General features: G+C 56.3%; 13 protein-coding genes and 1 tRNA gene. 2 read left to right on the forward strand and 12 right to left on the reverse strand.

Going from position 1 to position 17,386, the window contains the following annotated elements:
* Positions 1 to 131: 131 nt before the first annotated feature.
* Positions 132 to 2,510: a TonB-dependent siderophore receptor gene (locus Q6A51_RS22575; protein WP_304575781.1), complete on the reverse strand. Its 2,379-nt coding sequence runs from the start codon at positions 2,508 to 2,510 to the stop codon at positions 132 to 134.
* A gap of 468 nt (positions 2,511 to 2,978) precedes the next feature.
* Positions 2,979 to 3,055, reverse strand: a tRNA-Met gene (locus tag Q6A51_RS22580).
* Between the two features lie 611 nt (positions 3,056 to 3,666).
* Here Q6A51_RS22580 and Q6A51_RS27745 point away from each other — a divergent pair.
* Positions 3,667 to 5,724, forward strand: coding sequence for a methyl-accepting chemotaxis protein (locus Q6A51_RS27745; protein WP_201020070.1), 2,058 nt, complete (start codon positions 3,667 to 3,669; stop codon positions 5,722 to 5,724).
* Between the two features lie 109 nt (positions 5,725 to 5,833).
* Here the strand turns inward: Q6A51_RS27745 and Q6A51_RS22590 are convergent, their stop codons facing one another.
* From Q6A51_RS22590 to Q6A51_RS22615, 6 genes are all read right to left on the reverse strand, one after another.
* A complete protein-coding gene (locus tag Q6A51_RS22590) occupies positions 5,834 to 7,825 on the reverse strand; it encodes a putative bifunctional diguanylate cyclase/phosphodiesterase (RefSeq protein WP_201020069.1) in 1,992 nt (663 codons plus the stop codon).
* Between the two features lie 326 nt (positions 7,826 to 8,151).
* Positions 8,152 to 9,042, reverse strand: coding sequence for a glucose-1-phosphate thymidylyltransferase RfbA (gene rfbA, locus Q6A51_RS22595; RefSeq protein WP_201020068.1), 891 nt, complete (start codon positions 9,040 to 9,042; stop codon positions 8,152 to 8,154).
* Entirely contained in the window at positions 9,039 to 9,944 is a 906-nt protein-coding gene (gene rfbD / locus Q6A51_RS22600) for a dTDP-4-dehydrorhamnose reductase (RefSeq protein ID WP_201006488.1), read from the reverse strand. Before rfbD ends, rfbA begins: the two co-directional genes overlap by 4 nt.
* Complete coding sequence (gene rfbB / locus Q6A51_RS22605) at positions 9,941 to 11,017, reverse strand: dTDP-glucose 4,6-dehydratase (RefSeq protein WP_304575782.1); 1,077 nt, start codon at positions 11,015 to 11,017, stop codon at positions 9,941 to 9,943. Before rfbB ends, rfbD begins: the two co-directional genes overlap by 4 nt.
* A 99-nt stretch (positions 11,018 to 11,116) precedes the next feature.
* Positions 11,117 to 11,428 carry a DUF7693 family protein gene (locus Q6A51_RS22610; protein ID WP_201020065.1) on the reverse strand — a complete coding sequence of 104 codons (312 nt, stop codon included), beginning with the start codon at positions 11,426 to 11,428 and terminating at the stop codon, positions 11,117 to 11,119.
* Positions 11,429 to 12,340 carry a LysR family transcriptional regulator gene (locus Q6A51_RS22615; RefSeq protein WP_201020064.1) on the reverse strand — a complete coding sequence of 304 codons (912 nt, stop codon included), beginning with the start codon at positions 12,338 to 12,340 and terminating at the stop codon, positions 11,429 to 11,431. It lies immediately after the preceding gene.
* 103 nt (positions 12,341 to 12,443) lie between these two features.
* Between Q6A51_RS22615 and Q6A51_RS22620 the strand changes: the two genes are divergently transcribed.
* Positions 12,444 to 13,607, forward strand: coding sequence for a TDT family transporter (locus Q6A51_RS22620; RefSeq protein WP_304575783.1), 1,164 nt, complete (start codon positions 12,444 to 12,446; stop codon positions 13,605 to 13,607).
* A gap of 194 nt (positions 13,608 to 13,801) precedes the next feature.
* On the opposite strand, the gene ychF is transcribed toward Q6A51_RS22620, so the two are convergent.
* From ychF to Q6A51_RS22640, 4 genes are all read right to left on the reverse strand, one after another.
* On the reverse strand, positions 13,802 to 14,902 hold the full coding sequence (gene ychF / locus Q6A51_RS22625; RefSeq protein WP_201020061.1) for a redox-regulated ATPase YchF: 1,101 nt from the start codon (positions 14,900 to 14,902) through the stop codon (positions 13,802 to 13,804).
* 21 nt (positions 14,903 to 14,923) lie between these two features.
* Positions 14,924 to 15,508, reverse strand: a complete 585-nt coding sequence (pth, locus tag Q6A51_RS22630) for an aminoacyl-tRNA hydrolase (RefSeq protein ID WP_201020060.1) — start codon at positions 15,506 to 15,508, stop codon at positions 14,924 to 14,926.
* A gap of 165 nt (positions 15,509 to 15,673) precedes the next feature.
* The gene (locus Q6A51_RS22635) at positions 15,674 to 16,267 is read right to left on the reverse strand and encodes a 50S ribosomal protein L25/general stress protein Ctc (RefSeq protein WP_201006498.1); all 594 of its coding nucleotides are present in this window, start codon (positions 16,265 to 16,267) and stop codon (positions 15,674 to 15,676) included.
* A 136-nt stretch (positions 16,268 to 16,403) separates the two neighbouring features.
* Complete coding sequence (locus tag Q6A51_RS22640) at positions 16,404 to 17,345, reverse strand: ribose-phosphate pyrophosphokinase (RefSeq protein ID WP_025258597.1); 942 nt, start codon at positions 17,343 to 17,345, stop codon at positions 16,404 to 16,406.
* Positions 17,346 to 17,386 lie beyond the last annotated feature (41 nt).

Consider the following 17,386-nt stretch of genomic DNA (forward strand, 5'->3'; position numbering starts at 1 on the left):
AAATTCCTCCAGGCGCTGCCAGGCATTCGGAACAGAATGTTTCAAAACGATACCGAAGAGCGGGCATGAAAAAGCCGATGCCAGAGGGGCTGGCATCGGCTTTTGTGGAGCGGATCAGCTCGTCAGAGGTATCAGAGTGTCCATTTCAGCGAGAACATCAGGTTGCGCGGGTCGCCGTAGACGCCGCTACCGGTACCGGTCGGGATGCCCTGCCAGTATTTGGTGTCGAATACGTTGTTGAAGTTGACGCGGCCATCCCAGTGCTCGTCGAACTTGTAGCCAGCCATCAGGCCGACGACGGAGTAGGCATTCTGAGTCGCGTAGCCGGTGCCGACACGGTTGAAGGTTTCGCTCTGGGCAAGAACGTCTGCGCCGACGCGCCACTTGCTCAAGTCGCCTTGCAGGTTGTAGCTGGTCGCGGCCTTGAAAAGGTGCTTGGGTTGGTCCGGGGCAAACAGACGGCCTTCATTACGCTCTACGGCATCCTTGACGTACTGGCTCAGCACATAGGTGTAGGCTGCGGAGAACTGCCAGTTCGGGGTCAGGGCACCGCTGATCTCGGTGTCGATACCTTGGCTGCGAACTTCGCCGGAGGCTGCGAAGCAGTTGGTCCCAGGTCGATTGCCGGTGCAGACACTCTGATCCGGTACTTGGTAAGCGCGGTTTTGCTGCGTCATGTCGAACAGAGCTACCGAGGCGTTCAGTGCACCCTCAAAGTATTCACCTTTCAGGCCGATTTCATAGCTTTCACCTGTCATCGGATCCAGCACCGAGCCGGAGGCGTTTTCTTCACTCTGCGGTTTGAATATCTCGGTGTAGCTGGCATAGACCGAATAAGTATCGTTCAGGTCATAGATGATGCCAGCGTATGGGGTGACTTCCTGGGTGACTTTATAGTCGCCATCTCCAGTGCGATTGTTGTAGTCATACCAGGTCAGTCGGCTGCCCAGGATGACATGCAGTGGATCGATCGGGTTGAAGCGGGCCGCTGCATAAACAGCCTTTTCAGTCGATGTGTTCTTGCTTTGGTAGGCATTGCGGTCAGCCCGGGAAGGCTTGGCGATAACGCTATGGCTGAAATTATAGATATCTACGGACGGGGACGCTGACCACCAGCCGCCGACCTGATCGAATTTCTCCTGACGACGGCTCGCGCCGATGGTCAACTCATGTTCGCGTCCGAACAACTGGAACGGGCCGGAGAGGGAGGCGTCGATGTTGGTCTGTACATCGGTGGTATCGTATTGGCCGGAAGACTGGGTAAATCCAGTGCTGCCACCGTAGTTCAGGTAGCTGGAAAAGGTATTGGACTCGCCCCAGATCTTCGCGGCTGCCAGCTTGGCGTTCCAGCCATTGTCAAAGCGGTGGGTCAGGTCGGTGAATACGCTGACGTTATCGCGGTCCCAATAGGCCCAGTCGTTACTCAGGAAGGTCGAGCGCGACAGATGCAGGTTTTCGCCATTCGGGCCGGACGGCAGGCTGCCCCAGTCCGAAGTCGCATCATCGCGCTGCTTGGAGGCACCGATGCTCCAGGTCGTAGCATCGTTCAGGTCGGTTTCCAGAATGCCGTAAAAGGTCTGGCGCTGTTTGTCGCGTTCATCGACAAAACTCTTGTTGTCTTCATAGGCTGCTACAAAGCGTCCACGCACAGTGCCGGACTCGTTCAGCTTGTTGGAGGCATCTATTTCAGTGCGATAACGATCCCAACTGCCAGCACTGGTTGTGATGCTGACCTGCGGCGTTGCGGTAGGACGTTTGCGCACCATATTCAAAGTTGCCGACGGGTTACCTGCGCCGGTCATCAGGCCAGTAGCACCGCGTACCACTTCAACGCGGTCGTAGATGGCCAGGTCTGCTTCGGAAATGGTGTCTTGGGTGAAGGTCCCAAGACTGCTCGGCAAGCCGTCGTACATCACATTATCGATGGTGAAGCCACGGGCCAGGAATTGCTGACGATCCTGACCGAACTTGCGCAGGGTCACGCCCGGTGCATATTTGACGACGTCATTGAGGTCATTCATTCCTTGGTCATCCATGCGCTGGCGCGTGATGACGCTGACCGACTGAGGTGTTTCACGGATCGACAATGGCAGCTTGGTCGCCGTATTCATCGAGCCGGTGGTGTAAGAGTTGGTGCCTTCGGTGGTTGCTGCCCCGGCAATGCTGGTATCGGCATTGATATTCACGTTACCCAGCGATACCGGACCTTCTGCCTGCTGCCGGAAGACCTGAGCAGAATTGCCCTGCACGGTTGCGCCGAGACCGCTACCGGCCAGCAACTGATTCAGCGCTTGCGCCGGCTCCAGATTGCCGCGTACGGCTGGCGCCTGCTTGCCTGCGACTGACTGGGCATCGAAGGTCACTTGCATGCCACTGACCTGACTCAGTTGAGTCAGAGACGACGACAGGGATTGAGATGGCAGGTTCAAGCTGACAGGAGCAGCCAGTGCAACGGCCGAAAGGCCTAGTGCCAGGGCACCGGTCAACGTGGGAATAAAGGGACGAAGCATCTCGTGATTCCTAGAAGGGCATGAAAACATATCGACTTTGCAGAGCACGCAGCGATGGTCGCTCGACGTAGCAAAGGGCAACGTTGAAGCGGCGGATTTAACAATTTTTTCACAATCATGTAAATACAAACGATTTGCAATTGCGCTATGTTTTGTATTTGTCTGAATGAAGAGACGGCTTTCCTTGTCCTCTACGCGCCAGCCTGCCTGGCCCGAACGCCTGTGCGATGCCGAATCAAGTACGAAGACGTGCGGCCTAGAGCCTTGGGTTTATCCGACCAGTGGTGATTCGGTTCGTGTTTTTGATCAGCCGCGACTTGCCATTGCAGCGGGGTAGGGAGGAGAGGATTCGCAGGTGGGATCAATGCGGATTCTGCCGAAGCATGCGCAGGAGCAGCAGACAGAAGTCGTTAGAGAGGAACTGCCAGAAACAAGAAAGCCCGCACTAGGCGGGCTTCTTGTTGAACTTGGTGGCTACACAGGGACTTGAACCCCGGACCCCAGCATTATGAATGCTATGCTCTAACCAACTGAGCTATGTAGCCAAGTGGCGCGCATTATTCGTGGATAACGAACATGTGTCAAGCGTTGATGTGAAAAATAATTGCGTGTGATCAATCGGTTAGCTGCCTTCAGGGGGCGAGGCTGTATTTTCGGGTCCTGAGGGCCGCTTCGCAGGCTGCTGTCTTGTACTCTTCACATCGAATGTTTCTTCCAGTGACATTTTGCACTGTGTATTTTCCTGGCTCTTCGTGTGGTCTGCCGCAAAGGCTCGGTTGTTCGGGTTTCCGAATGAGGAGGAGCTTTTCTTTCGGTTTCTCGGAAGAGGTTTTCTCTGAAAAAGAATGTCTGTGCCGGGACTCTGCACGAAAACTATTCAATTCAGGCGTGTTCGAGAAATTTCCTACCCTGTTTGCCAAACATCGCCGCGAAAAGTACGGCCTCGGTCCAAATCTTGCTTTGTTCTGCCAAAAGCACCGAACAAGATCATTTTCGTGCCTTGAAAACCTGGACGACTTCGCTTTTCGGATAAACGAGATGTGATGCCTATCGTCATTAAATCAATAACATGGCATTTTGCTAGTTGGCTTTTTCAAAAAGGGCACCTGCACGGTTTTACCCGGTTTTGCAGGCTGTCTACGGGGGGATGTCGGACATGAGTGGGCTTTTATCACCAGGTATGCGCCTGATGGGGCATTTTGGTTTCGCACGCAAATTTCAGGTCCTGTTCTTGTTATTCATGCTGCCTCTGGTGGGCAGCGTATGGATGATTGCTCAGGATTATCGCAACAAGCTTGCGGTGATTACGGGCGAACAGTCGGGCGTGCGTCAGTTGTTGGTGCTCGATGATCTTGATTTCGAGTTATCGGCCCAGCGTGATAACGCGGCGCGCTGGAAAGCCGCCGACATTCTTCGTGAGCCCACTCCTGCCGCCAAGGCTGCGATTGCGAAGCTTGATGCGAATGTCCAGAAAATCTCTCAGGCACTCGATGCCGTGGGCGCCAAATTGGCGCAGGAAGGTGCCACTTCTGACGCTATGGAGCGTTATAAGGCACTGCAGGCGTCCGTGAAGGGGCTGGATTCTGCCTCGTTGCGCACCGTAGGCTGGTGGCCGGATGGCTATGATCGTTTTACTACGTCCTTGAGCCTGACCCAGGCCCTGCGTGAGCAAATCGCGATGGACAGCGGTTTGATCCTCGATCCCTGGCTGGAAACCTACATGCTGATGCAGCTCTCCACCCAGCAGATGCCGGATCTGATCGAGCGTATTGGCCGTATGGCCAGTATCGGTCAAACATCCGTGGCTACAGGACAGTTCAGTCTGCAAAGCCGTTTGCAGATGCGTGACTTGCGTAGCCGTATCGACGATGCCAAGGATCAGATGCACAAGGCGGGCAATCTGTTGCTGTCCAAGCTGCCGCCCGAGCTGGAACCCTGGGCTGTAAAATACAAGGCGACCTCGGCGATGATGGACGCCGAACTGAAAGTGCTCGATGAGGGCGTTTTCGGTGGCACCATCAAGCTCAAGCCGGAAGAGTTCGAGCGCAGCATCGATGCCATGCTGGGTGGCCTGGCTCAGTTGCGCAAGCAATCGCTGAGCTCCCTGAACGATCGGCTCGAATATTATCGTGATACTTCCAATATGCAGTTCATCCCGCTGGCTGTGACCTTTGGGGTGTTGATGCTGGTTGCGTTGTATCTGTTCGCCTGTTTGCAGTCTTCGATCCGCCGTAGCGCCAGTGGCATTACTACGCTTGCCGAATCGCTGCGTGACGGCAACCTGTGTGTCGAGGTCTCGGTTCAGGGGCGTGACGAGTTGGCGGCCATCAGCAGAGCGCTGAACGTTGCTGTGGTTCAGTTGCGCACCAGCCTGCTGGGTGTCAATCACGAAACCCATCAGTTGGGCGACGCGGTGCAGACGCTCAATGCCCAGTCCAACGGCACGCTCAGTGAAGTCGAGGAGCAGCAGTATCAGATCAGTCAGATCGCTGCGGCGGCGACTGAGCTGGCGGCGACCTCCCAGGGTGTGGCAAGAAGCTGCGAGCAGGCTTCCGACAGCGCACGTCAGACGCGCAAGATCGCTGAAGAAAGCAGTCGCGATAGCCGACGCACTACCGACAGCATCCAGCAACTCAATCAACGCCTGACCGACACGGCAGCTGCCCTGGGACGAGTCAGCGAGCAGGGGCAGCAGATCCAGTCGGTTGTCGATGCGATTCGTGGCATTGCCGAACAGACCAACCTGCTGGCGCTCAATGCTGCCATCGAAGCGGCGCGGGCGGGTGAGCAGGGGCGTGGTTTTGCTGTGGTTGCCGACGAGGTTCGCAGTCTGTCGCAACGTACTCAGGCTTCCACTGCGGAAATTGCCGGCACCGTGGACAGCTTGCGCTCGACCGTGACTCAGGCCGTGACCCTGATGGAAGCTGCATGTGGTCAGGCGGTCAACGATGCCCAGTCAGTGACCGGGCTGGGTGTGCGGCTGGGCGAAATCGCCACTGCGGTACAGGGCGTGACCGATACGCTGGCGCAGATCTCGACCGCCGTCGAGGAGCAGGCTTCGACTGCGGATGAAGTCAGCAACAATATCCAGCAGGTCGATCAGGCGGCAGGACGCTTGCTCGACGGTGCCCGGGCAGTCAATCAGGCCGCTGATACCCTGAGCAAGGGCAGCCGTGCATTGAACGACAATACGGCGCGCTTCCAGTTGGGGTAATCGGTTCTGCCGACAGCCTCGCTCAACGCAAAACACCTCAATCGCCGGTTTGGCGGTTGAGGTGTTTTGCATTCAGGGCTCATCGTTTTTTACAGGGCGTTTGTCTCGCTCAGACCGCTACCGGCTCATTGATCCAGGTTGGCACCACACTTTGCAATTGCACGCCTGGCTGTGGTTTGCCCAGCAGATAACCCTGAAATTCGTCCACGCCCATTGCATGCAGGCATTGCGCCTGGGTATGGGTTTCGATGCCTTCCGCGACGATTTTCAGCGAGAAGCGTTTGGCGATGAGCACTGCGCTTTCCACCACGGCCAAAGCCCGGTCATCCAGTTGGGCGACAAATGAACGGTCAATCTTGATGCCATCGATAGGCAGCTCGCGCAATCTGGAGAGCGATGAGTAGCCGGTGCCGAAGTCATCGATGTGGATATGCACGCCCAGTTTTCTCAGGTGATTGAGCGACTCAAGAATGCGATCTTTCCAGGCCTCGTCGAACACTGACTCAGTGACTTCCACGATCAACCGGGTAGGCGACAGGCGTTCTATGGCGAGGATCTGGGCGACATAACGGGTGAAGCCGGGCGTCACCAGTTGCCGTATGGAAACGTTCACGGCAATAGAAGGCAGCTCAGTGCCGGTTTTCTCCCAGGTGACTGCCGCGCGGCAGGCCTGCTGCAATACCCATGCACCCAGCTCGACGATCAGGTCCGACTCTTCGGCTATCGGAATGAACTCCTGCGGGCCTACAGGCCCCAGCGAAGGCGGGTTCCAGCGCAGCAACGCTTCGATGCACATCACTTCGCCGGTTTTCGCAGAGATCAAGGGCTGGAAAACCAGCGACAGGCTTTCATCATGTACGGCATGGCGCAGGGCAATATTGATATCGAGCTTGCGGCGCTGGATGCGCGCCAGTTCCTGGTCATAAAACACGATACGGCCACGGCCTTGTCGCTTGGCTTCGGCAGAGGCCAGGTCTGACGCTTGAAGCAAGGTTTCAATGTTGTCGCCGTCGTCACCTTGTATCGCGATGCCGATACTGACGCCAATACGCAGTGACGCGGAATCGATTTCAAAATTCTTTATCAGCGCTTCTCCCAGCGTTTCAGCCAGTTGCCACGCCTTGGTGCGAATATCAAGCAAGGCTGGCGTGACGACAATGAACTCATCGCCTCCCCAGCGAGCGATGGAGGAGCCGTCGGGAAGCAAGGACTGCAGGCGCCTCGCAACGCCCTGAAGTATTTCATCACCACAGGCATGCCCCAGCCCGTCATTGATCTGTTTGAAGTGATCAAGGTCCAGAAACAGGACCGCACGCAATTGCGGGGCGGTATCCGGCAGCGGGCTTAGCTCGTACATCAGGCCGCGCCGATTCGGCAGACCGGTGAGCGGGTCGTGATGGGCCAGGATGTGCAGGGAGCGGGTACGATCTGCGACACGTTCCTCAAGTTCGGCATTGGTTGCCAATACCTCTTCGGTGCGCAGAGTCAGTTGTTCGACCAGCTCCGAGTTTTCGTTCTGCAACTCGATGGATTTGCGCAGGCGGGCATAGTTGTTGCGGTGTCCTGCGATCATCAGGCAGTAAAACACCACGCCAATGATGCTGAGGATCCACTGCGACGGAGTTTGCACAGCCAGTTGAAAGCACGCAGGCAGCATCATGAGGCCGAAATACACCGGGCCCATCACGCGCATGGGCGCCAGTATTCCGCTGGCACCGCCCGCCATTGCCGACACCACCATGATGATCAGGTACTGCTGGGCCGGTGGATAGGTGTTGAATTCGGTCAGTATCAGGATGGCCCAGAGAAAGCCTGTGGCAAACAAGCCCGCACCCTGAAGTTGCCAGGCCCGTTCCAGCCATTCAATCGAATGGCCTTTGGGGGTGTTGGCATCTCTGATCAGGTATCGATGCAAAGCCCATCGAATACCCAGGGTGACCACTGTGATTGCCAGCCAGATCCAGCTCCACTCCCTGTCGGTTTCTGATGTCTGGACCAGCAGCACCACACCAATTGCGGCGACCAGTTGAGCCCACAGACCTGCGAGGTTGCTGCCTAATGTGTATTGCAGAAGCTCAGCCTTCAGATGGGCCTTGTTCATCTTGTCTTTCCCGACAGGTGTTCTATGGGCGTCCGTTTGTGAAGTGAGATCCATGAGTGAAGACAGACTTCACTCCTGTGGTGAGTCTGGCCAGATGCGATGCACGGCTCTGGGCTATATGCATCTTTGAATTAAATGATGGCCAAATGCAATCATTATAAAAGGCAGTGGATGGGAACATGTAAACGCATGATCATGCCGTTATCGGCTGAGGGTATGGAGTGCTTTAGGTGCCGGTCATCGGACAGCAGGGGGAAAGGAGGAGGGCGCAGAAAGGATGCCTTTAGCCACGTGCAGTAGCTAAAGGCAGGGGAGAGTGGTGCGGATCAGAACGAGCCCAGTTTCAGCAGCTTTTGCAGGTATTGCCCGTAGCCGGTCTTTTTCAGCTTTTCAGCCTGCTCACTCAGTTGTTGAGCTGTGATCCAGCCATTGGAGTAGGCGATTTCTTCAAGGCAGGCCACTTTCCAGCCTTGGCGCTGTTCGATGGTGTGAACGAAGTGGCTTGCCTCCAGCAGCGACTCATGGGTGCCGGTGTCGAGCCATGCAAAGCCACGTCCCAGAATTTCAACCGTCAGGTTTTTCTGTTCCAGATACGCCTTGTTGACGTCGGTGATTTCCAGTTCGCCACGCTCGGAAGGCTTGATGTTCCTGGCAATCTCGACAACCTGATTGTCGTAGAAGTACAGCCCGGTAACGGCATAGCTGGACTTCGGATTGGCCGGTTTCTCTTCAATGCTCAGTGCCCGACCGCTTTCGTCGAACTCCACCACGCCAAAACGCTCCGGGTCGGAGACGTGATAGCCGAATACTGTTGCACCACTGCTTTGCTGAGTCGCGGCGTGCAGTTTTTCGGAGAAGTGCTGGCCGTAGAAAATGTTATCGCCAAGGATCAGACAGCATGGGTCCTTGCCAATGAACTCCTCACCGATCAGGAAGGCTTGTGCCAGGCCGTCCGGGCTTGGTTGTTCCGCATAGGTGAGTTCGATTCCGTACTGGCTGCCGTCTCCCAGAAGCTTGCGGAACGAAGGCAGATCGTCTGGCGTGGAGATAATCAGAATTTCACGCATCCCTGCCAGCATCAGCACCGACAGAGGATAGAAAATCATCGGCTTGTCGTAGATCGGCAGCATTTGCTTTGAGACGCCGAGGGTCAACGGATGCAGGCGGGTGCCCGAGCCTCCAGCCAGGATGATGCCTTTACGATTGGTCGTGATCATTTATTCAGTATTTCCATGAGCATTCGGGTTACACCACTTTGCCAATCCGGCAAGTGCAGGGAAAAGGCGTGACGCAGTTTTTCTGTATTCAGACGCGAATTCAAAGGGCGTTGCGCAGGTGTCGGATAGTCGACGGTTCCGATGGGATTCACGGCTTCTACTGCCAGTTGCTCGCCATTGGCCTTGGCAAAGTCGATGACATACTGCGCGTAGGCGTGCCATGACACTTCGCCTGCCGGTGCCAGATGATAAATCCCGCCGAGTTGCGGGCGCGCCACTGTCTGCTGCAGGGTTGCAGCGGTTATATCCGCCAGCAGGTCCGCGCCTGTTGGTGCGCCGATCTGATCGGCAATGACATTGAGCGTCGGGCGGTCCTTGGCGAGCCGCAGCATGGTCTTGGCAAAGTTGTTGCCGCGTGCGGCATAAACCCAACTGGTGCGAAAGATCAGGTGCTTGCAGCCCGAGGCGGCAATGAGCTGCTCACCTTCGAGTTTGGTTGCACCGTAATGGTTGATGGGCGAAACCGCATCGGTTTCTTTCCAGGCGGTTGCGCCTGTGCCATCAAACACGTAATCGGTCGAGTAATGAATCAGCAGGGCGTCGAGCTGGCGGGCTTCTTCAGCCATGACCTGGCTGGCCAGGGCATTGACCCGATGCGCCAGCTCACGCTCGCTCTCGGCCTTGTCGACGGCTGTGTAGGCAGCGGCATTGACGATGACCTGGGGCTGGACACGACGAATCGTCTCCCGCAAACCAGCCAGATTGCTCAGGTCGCCTGAAAGCTCGCCATAAGTGGTCTGTACGGGATGTCTATCCAGCGCAGTCACTTCGCCAAGCACTGCAAGCGAGCGCTGCAATTCCCATCCAACCTGACCGTTTTTCCCAAGTAGAAGTATTTTCATGCTTTCCCGGTGCGCGTTGCGTAGTTCTTATCGATCCATTGTTGATAACTACCGCTTTTCACATGAGCGACCCATTCAGGGTTGTCGAGATACCACTGCACGGTCTTGCGAATGCCGGACTCGAAACTCTCTTCGGGAACCCAGCCCAGCTCACGCTGAATCTTGCTGGCGTCGATTGCATAGCGTAGATCATGTCCTGGACGGTCCTGAACATAAGTGATCAGGTCGGCATGAGGACGGAAGGCCGAGTCGGGGCGCAACTGGTCGAGCAGGGCGCACACGGTATGCACCACTTCGATGTTCTGCTTTTCGTTGTGGCCACCGATATTGTACGTCTCGCCGATCTCGCCCTCGGTCACGACCTTGTAGAGCGCGCGTGCGTGATCTTCCACGTAGAGCCAGTCACGAACCTGATTGCCCTTGCCGTAGATGGGCAGCGGTTTGCCTTCCAGTGCATTGAGAATGATCAGCGGGATCAGCTTCTCGGGGAAATGGCATGGGCCGTAGTTGTTCGAGCAGTTGGTGACCAGCGTCGGCAGACCATAGGTCCGGCTCCAGGCGCGTACCAGGTGGTCGGAGCTGGCCTTGCTGGCCGAGTACGGCGAGCTTGGTTGGTAAGGCGTGGTTTCTGTGAACAGATCCTCCGGGCCTTCAAGGTCGCCATACACTTCATCGGTTGAAATGTGGTGGAAGCGGAATGCAGCCTTGCGTGCATCGTCAAGCCCGTTCCAGTAGCCACGTGCGGCTTCCAGCAGCGTGTAAGTACCGATGATGTTGGTCTGGATGAACTCCGAAGGCCCGCTGATGGAACGATCGACATGGGACTCGGCAGCCAGGTGCATCACGGCATCAGGCTGATGGTCGCGAAAGACACGGTCAATCTCTTCCCGGTTGCAGATATCCACATGCTCGAAAGCGTAACGCTCGCTCTTGTCCGCCGGCTGGAGGGATTCGAGATTGCCAGCGTAGGTCAGCTTGTCGACGTTGACCACTGCATCGGTTGTGTTGGCGATGATATGGCGAATGACCGCCGAACCGATAAAGCCTGCACCACCTGTTACTAAGATCTTCACGAGAGTTTTTACCTTGGATTCTGACAAGACTTGAGTGCGCCAACCTGAGGTCGCGACTGTAAGGGACAAGCTGACCTGACGATAGTACAAGGCAGCATTTTACATGGAAAAATCGCTATCGCAGGCCTTGAACAGTAATCGCTCGATCTGCGCCAGCTCCCAGGTGCTGAGCAGGCTGACCGGGTCTGTGCCGTAGCGTTGAGTATCCAGGCTCCATACCCTGCCATCAGGGCTCAGGCAGTGCTGGCAATGGTGCAGATGCCTGTCGCTGACATCGAGGGTCATGCACCAGCCTTCGATAATGATTTGCAGCAGACCCGATTCGAGCGGTTGCCCGAGCCGCAGAGGGTGAATGCCCTGCGCCGTGTCTCGCAGCTGCTGATAGACCTCGCGTGCGCTCAATGGCTGCATCTATTTCACTCCCTGCAAACGGTTTTCCTCAAACCGGCTGCAACTGTTCCAGAAACGCTCAAGACCCGCCGAGAGGAATTTTTCCCGATGGCGAATCAGAAAGAATCGTCGGGTAAAGGGTGGAAGATCTCCGCTCAGAACCTTCAGCTGTTTTGAGGCCAACAGATCGGCCACCACCCAACGCGACAGGCAACTGATACCGATGCTTTGGGCCAGAGTATGTTTGATGGCTTCGGAGCTGCCGATCTGCCGGATGTCGGACAGACCATGTAAATGCCGCAGCAGCAACTGTTCGACGACTTCGCGGGTGCCAGAGCCCGGCTCACGCAGCAGCCATTCGGCATCCTGCAGATCGCTCAGGGTGATGTTTTCCTGCTTGGCCAGCGGATGCTGGCTGCCGGCGACAATCAACAGTTCATCCACCAGCCACGGCTCGGCACTGAGTTCAGGCAAATGACAGGGGCCTTCGATTAACCCCATGTCGATTTCAAAGTCGGCGACTTTTCTGGCGATGGTCATGCTGTTGCCCATCTCGACATCTATCTGCAGCAGAGGAGCCGACTGCCGCAATTCGCCAAGAATCAGCGGCAGCACATAGTTGCCTATCGTGGTGCTGCAGCCTACTCGCAGGCGCGTTTTCACATCCACGTTGCCGGGCTGGAAGCTGGCCTCGATCTGTTGTGCGCTTTCGAGCATCTTTCTGGCCTGAGGCAGCAAGGCGTGGCCGTTGTCGTTAAGTACCAGGCGCTTGCCTACTCGGTCGAACAGGCGCGTATCAAGAGCGCTTTCCAGTTCATTCAGCGCGGCACTGGTGGCCGATTGTGACAACGACACCGCAAGTGCCGCGCTGGTGGTGCTGCCATGTTGGCTGATGGCGCAGAAAATCTGCAATTGACGAAGGCTCAGCTTCACTCGATCTACCTGAAAAATGGGTAAGCGAAACCTATATTACCCATTTTTATAATTATTTTGCGTTCCCTAGACTGGGCTTATGCCATCAAGCGGGAATATGCACATGAGCAACATCAGTTCAGCAGCGATTATGGGGCGTGGTCGTCCATTGGCTGCTCTGTCGAGCCCGCGGGAAGCTATCCGGCAATTCACTCCCAACTGGTTTGCCGTAACGATGGGCACAGGTATTCTGGCCTTGCTGCTGGGGCAATTGCCTTTTTCCGTGCCACTGCTCAAGACCGTGGGCGAGGCTCTCTGGCTTTTCAACATCGGATTGTTCGTGCTGTTCAGCGTGATGTATGCGAGTCGCTGGGTACTGTTTTTCGATGAGGCCAAACAGGTTTTCGGTCACTCCACTGTCTCGATGTTCTTCGGGACGATTCCCATGGGCCTGGCCACGATCATCAGTGGGCTGCTCCTGTACGGACTACCGCGCTGGGGAGTTTCGGTGATTGCACTGGCTCAGGCCTTGTGGTGGATCGATGTGGCAATGGCGCTGGCTTGTGGGGTGCTGATTCCTTTCATGATGTTTACCCGCCAACAGCACAGTATCGACCAGATGACGGCTGTATGGCTCTTGCCCGTCGTGGCTGCCGAAGTCGCCGCTGCCAGTGGCGGTATGCTTGCTCCTCATCTCGCTGATGCCAGCGCGCAGTTCACCATGCTCATCACCAGTTACGTGCTGTGGGCGTATTCCGTGCCGGTTGCCCTGAGCATTCTGGTGATCCTGCTGTTGCGCATGGCCTTGCACAAACTGCCTCACGAAAGCATGGCCGCATCGAGCTGGTTGTCGTTAGGCCCGATTGGAACCGGTGCCATGGGCATGCTGGTGCTGGGGACCGAAGCGCCAGCCATCTTTGCAGCCAATGGCCTGGCAAGCATCGGTGACGTTGCCAAAGGGCTCGGCCTGATTGTCGGCATTCTGTTCTGGGGGCTTGGCCTGTGGTGGCTTACGCTCGCCCTGTTGATCACCCTGCGTTATTTCAAGACCGGCATTCCGTTCAACCTGGGCTGGTGGGGCTTCATCTTCCCGTTGGGCGTATATGCCGCCACCACCCTGAAGCTGGGCGCGATGTTGCATCTGGTATTTTTCGATGTGCTGGGCGTCGTGCTGGTGATGATGCTGGCCCTGATGTGGCTGATCGTTGCCTCCAGGACATGGGCCGGGGCTTATCGTGGCAACCTGTTTGTGTCGCCTTGTATTGCTTCGTTGGGAAGGGCTGCCTGACTTTGCACTTCAAGAGCCTGTGCGAAAGCTGCCTTTATGAGCGGCAACAAAGGATATCGATCAAGCGGTCGAGAAGGTCGCTCAGGTGTTCCAGCATGACTATGCGGCCTGAAGAAACACAAAACCCCCGAATCGCATGGCGATTACGGGGGCTTTGAGAGTTCATCAGCATCCGTGGCAACCCACGGCAGGCATCAGACGTTGAAGCGGAAGTGCATCACGTCGCCATCTTTGACGATGTATTCCTTGCCTTCCAGGCGCCATTTGCCGGCTTCCTTGGCACCGGCTTCGCCCTTGAACTGGATGAAGTCTTCGTAGGCAATGACTTCGGCGCGGATGAAGCCTTTTTCGAAGTCGGTGTGGATCACGGCAGCGCCTTGTGGCGCGGTGGCGCCTACACGGACGGTCCAGGCACGGACTTCTTTTACGCCAGCGGTAAAGTAGGTTTGCAGGTTGAGAAGTTCGTAACCGGCGCGAATCACGCGGTTCAGGCCAGGCTCTTCGAGGCCCAGGGCTTCGAGGAACATGTCTTTTTCTTCGCCTTCTTCAAGCTCGGCGATTTCAGCTTCGATCTTGTTGCAGACCGGTACGACAATCGCGCCTTCTTCTTCAGCGATGGCCAGGACGACGTCCAGGAACGGGTTGTTCTCGAAACCGTCTTCGGCAACGTTGGCGATGTACATCACAGGCTTGCTGGTCAGCAGGTGGAAGCCACGGATTACCAGCTTCTCGTCAGCGCTCATGCTTTTCATCAGGCTGCGTGCAGGCTTGCCTTCAGTGAAGTGGGCGATGAGTTTTTCGAGCACGGCTTTCTGGGCCACTGCATCCTTGTCACCGCCCTTGGCGTTGCGAGTGACTTTCTGCAGTTGTTTCTCGCAACTGTCGAGGTCGGCAAAGATCAGTTCGAGGTCGATGATTTCGATATCGCGCTTGGGGTCGACGCTGTTGGAAACGTGAATGACGTTCTCGTCTTCAAAGCAGCGGACCACGTGGGCGATGGCATCGGTTTCACGGATGTTGGCCAGGAACTTGTTACCCAGGCCTTCACCTTTTGAGGCGCCAGCAACCAGACCGGCGATGTCGACGAACTCCATGGTGGTCGGCAGGACGCGCTCGGGTTTCACGATGGCGGCCAGGGCATCCAGACGTGGATCGGGCATCGGCACGATACCGGTGTTGGGTTCGATCGTGCAGAAGGGGAAGTTCTCTGCCGCAATGCCGGATTTGGTCAGGGCGTTGAACAGGGTGGACTTGCCGACGTTAGGCAGGCCGACGATGCCGCAGTTGAATCCCATGGTGTTTACCCTCGAGTGATGTCAGGCCTTCTGGCTGTGCAGGTTTTTCATCGCCCGGTTCCATTCACCGGCGAAGATATCCGGCAGCACGCCGAGGGCAAAGTCGATACTGGCATCCAGTTTTTCCTGTTCGGCGCGTGGCGCTCGACCCAGGACGAAACCGGATACCTTGCTGGCATCGCCTGGGTGGCCGATGCCAAGCCGCAAGCGATGGAAAGTGTTCTGGTTACCGAGCTGCGCGATTATGTCGCGCAGGCCGTTATGACCGCCATGCCCGCCGCCAACTTTCAGTTTGGCAACGCCGGGAGGCAGGTCGAGTTCGTCATGCGCTACCAGAATGGAGTCGACCGCAATGCGATAGAAGCTGGCGAGTGCCGCTACAGCCTGACCGCTGCGGTTCATGTAGGTGGTAGGAATCAGCAGACGAACATCCTGACCCTGATGCGTGAAGCGTCCGGTCAGGCCAAAGAATTTGCGCTCGGGAACGAGGTTGACTCGTTGCGCCGCAGCAATACGCTCAACGAAAAGAGCCCCTGCGTTATGCCGGGTCTGTTCGTATTCTGTGCCAGGGTTTCCCAGGCCAACGATCAGTTTTATGGCGGTCACGACAGGGGCTCTTCCTTGGAGTTGTGGATAACACCGCTTGCGAAAACGGCAGTTGTGGACGAAAAGTGCTCATTTACCATGATGTAAACTCCGCGATCTCGCCCGCTTTGCCTGCTATCGCTCGCGATGTTTCCTGAGCAACTCCGACGTTACCAAGTAAATGAATTACTCGGCAGCGCCTTCTTCTGGTGCTACACGTGGAGCGTGAACGTTGGCAACAGCCAGGTCGTTACCATGCGCCAGTGCGACGAACTCAACGCCTTTAGGCGCGGTCAGGTCGGACAGGTGGATGATGGTACCGATGACGGCCTTGGCCAGGTCAACTTCGATGAACTCAGGCAGGTCTTTAGGCAGGCAGGACACTTCTACTTCAGAAGTAGTGTGCGAGACTTCGCCGCCTTTCTTGACCGGTGCTTCTTCGTTGATGAAGTGAACAGGAACGACTGCAGTCAGTTTCTGACCGGCAACAACGCGAACGAAGTCAGCGTGCAGTACGTGGCCTTTGGCCGGGTGACGTTGCAGAGCCTTGATAACGACGTTCTGCTTGGTGCCACCAACGTTCAGTTCGATAACGTGGCTGAAAGCAGCTTCGTTTTCGAGCAGTTTGGCAACTTCTTTAGCCAGCATGCTGATGGACTCAGGCGCTTTGTCAGCACCGTAGACAACAGCTGGAACCAGGCTTGCGAGACGACGCAGGCGGCGGCTCGCACCTTTCCCCAGGTCGGAACGCAGTTCAGCATTCAGAGTGAAATCATTCATTTTGTTTCTCCAAAATAACCACACTCGCCTGGCGTTTGCGACCAGCGCCAAAGCGATATGGGCAAAAAAGCCCCGCCCTGACCGAATGTCAGGGCGGGGCGCTTTTCGTCGACGAGATGAATGCCAGGGAAAACCCTTAGCGGAACATCGCGCTGATCGATTCTTCGTTGCTGATACGGCGAACCGCTTCAGCGACTACCGGTGCGATATCCAGTTGACGGATACGGCTACAGGCTTGTGCAGCAGCGGACAACGGGATGGTGTTACTGACCACCAGTTCGTCCAGCACGGAATTTTCAATGTTTTCGATCGCCCGACCCGACAGCACAGGATGTGTGCAGTAGGCAAAGACCTTGGCAGCGCCATGCTCTTTCAGGGCCTTGGCCGCGTGGCACAGAGTACCGGCGGTATCGACCATGTCATCGACCAGAATACAGGTACGCCCTTCGACATCACCGATGATATGCATCACTTCAGAGTGATTGGCTTTCTCGCGGCGTTTGTCGATGATCCCGAGATCGACGCCCAGGGATTTGGCAACAGCACGTGCACGCACGACGCCGCCGATATCCGGGGAAACGATCATCAGGTTTTCAAAGCGCTGATCTTCGATGTCATCCACCAGGACAGGGGAGCCGTAGATGTTATCTACCGGAATATCGAAGAAACCTTGTATTTGGTCAGCATGAAGATCAACCGTGAGAACACGATCGATACCCACCACGGTCAGCATGTCAGCAACGACTTTCGCGCTGATTGCAACACGTGCGGAGCGCGGACGGCGATCCTGGCGAGCATAACCAAAGTAAGGAATCACAGCAGTGATTCGGGACGCTGAGGAACGGCGGAAGGCATCAGCCATCACGACGAGTTCCATCAGGTTATCGTTAGTCGGAGCGCAAGTCGGCTGAATAATGAAGACGTCTTTACCGCGGACGTTTTCATTGATCTCAGTGCTGATTTCGCCGTCGGAGAATTTGCCGACAGAGACATCACCCAATGGGATATGCAGCTGACGTACTACACGCCGAGCCAGATCGGGGTTAGCATTCCCCGTAAAGACCATCATCTTGGACACGCGCAGTACCTGGAGGCTGAGGGTATACCTGGATGAGTATA

Origin of the sequence: Pseudomonas serbiensis (assembly GCF_030580745.1) — a bacterium.
Taxonomy (GTDB): Bacteria; Pseudomonadota; Gammaproteobacteria; order Pseudomonadales; family Pseudomonadaceae; genus Aquipseudomonas; species Aquipseudomonas serbiensis.

Excerpts from the sequence above, each read along its gene's own strand:
- ychF (WP_201020061.1), bottom strand. The coding sequence starts at position 14,902 with ATGGGATTCAACTGCGGCATCGTCGGCCTGCCTAACGTCGGCAAGTCC.
- Q6A51_RS22575 (WP_304575781.1), bottom strand. The coding sequence starts at position 2,510 with ATGCTTCGTCCCTTTATTCCCACGTTGACCGGTGCCCTGGCACTAGGC.
- Q6A51_RS27745 (WP_201020070.1), top strand. The coding sequence starts at position 3,667 with ATGAGTGGGCTTTTATCACCAGGTATGCGCCTGATGGGGCATTTTGGT.
- Q6A51_RS22590 (WP_201020069.1), bottom strand. The coding sequence starts at position 7,825 with ATGAACAAGGCCCATCTGAAGGCTGAGCTTCTGCAATACACATTAGGC.
- Q6A51_RS22620 (WP_304575783.1), top strand. The coding sequence starts at position 12,444 with ATGAGCAACATCAGTTCAGCAGCGATTATGGGGCGTGGTCGTCCATTG.
- rfbD (WP_201006488.1), bottom strand. The coding sequence starts at position 9,944 with ATGAAAATACTTCTACTTGGGAAAAACGGTCAGGTTGGATGGGAATTG.
- rfbA (WP_201020068.1), bottom strand. The coding sequence starts at position 9,042 with ATGATCACGACCAATCGTAAAGGCATCATCCTGGCTGGAGGCTCGGGC.
- Q6A51_RS22635 (WP_201006498.1), bottom strand. The coding sequence starts at position 16,267 with ATGAATGATTTCACTCTGAATGCTGAACTGCGTTCCGACCTGGGGAAA.
- Q6A51_RS22610 (WP_201020065.1), bottom strand. The coding sequence starts at position 11,428 with ATGCAGCCATTGAGCGCACGCGAGGTCTATCAGCAGCTGCGAGACACG.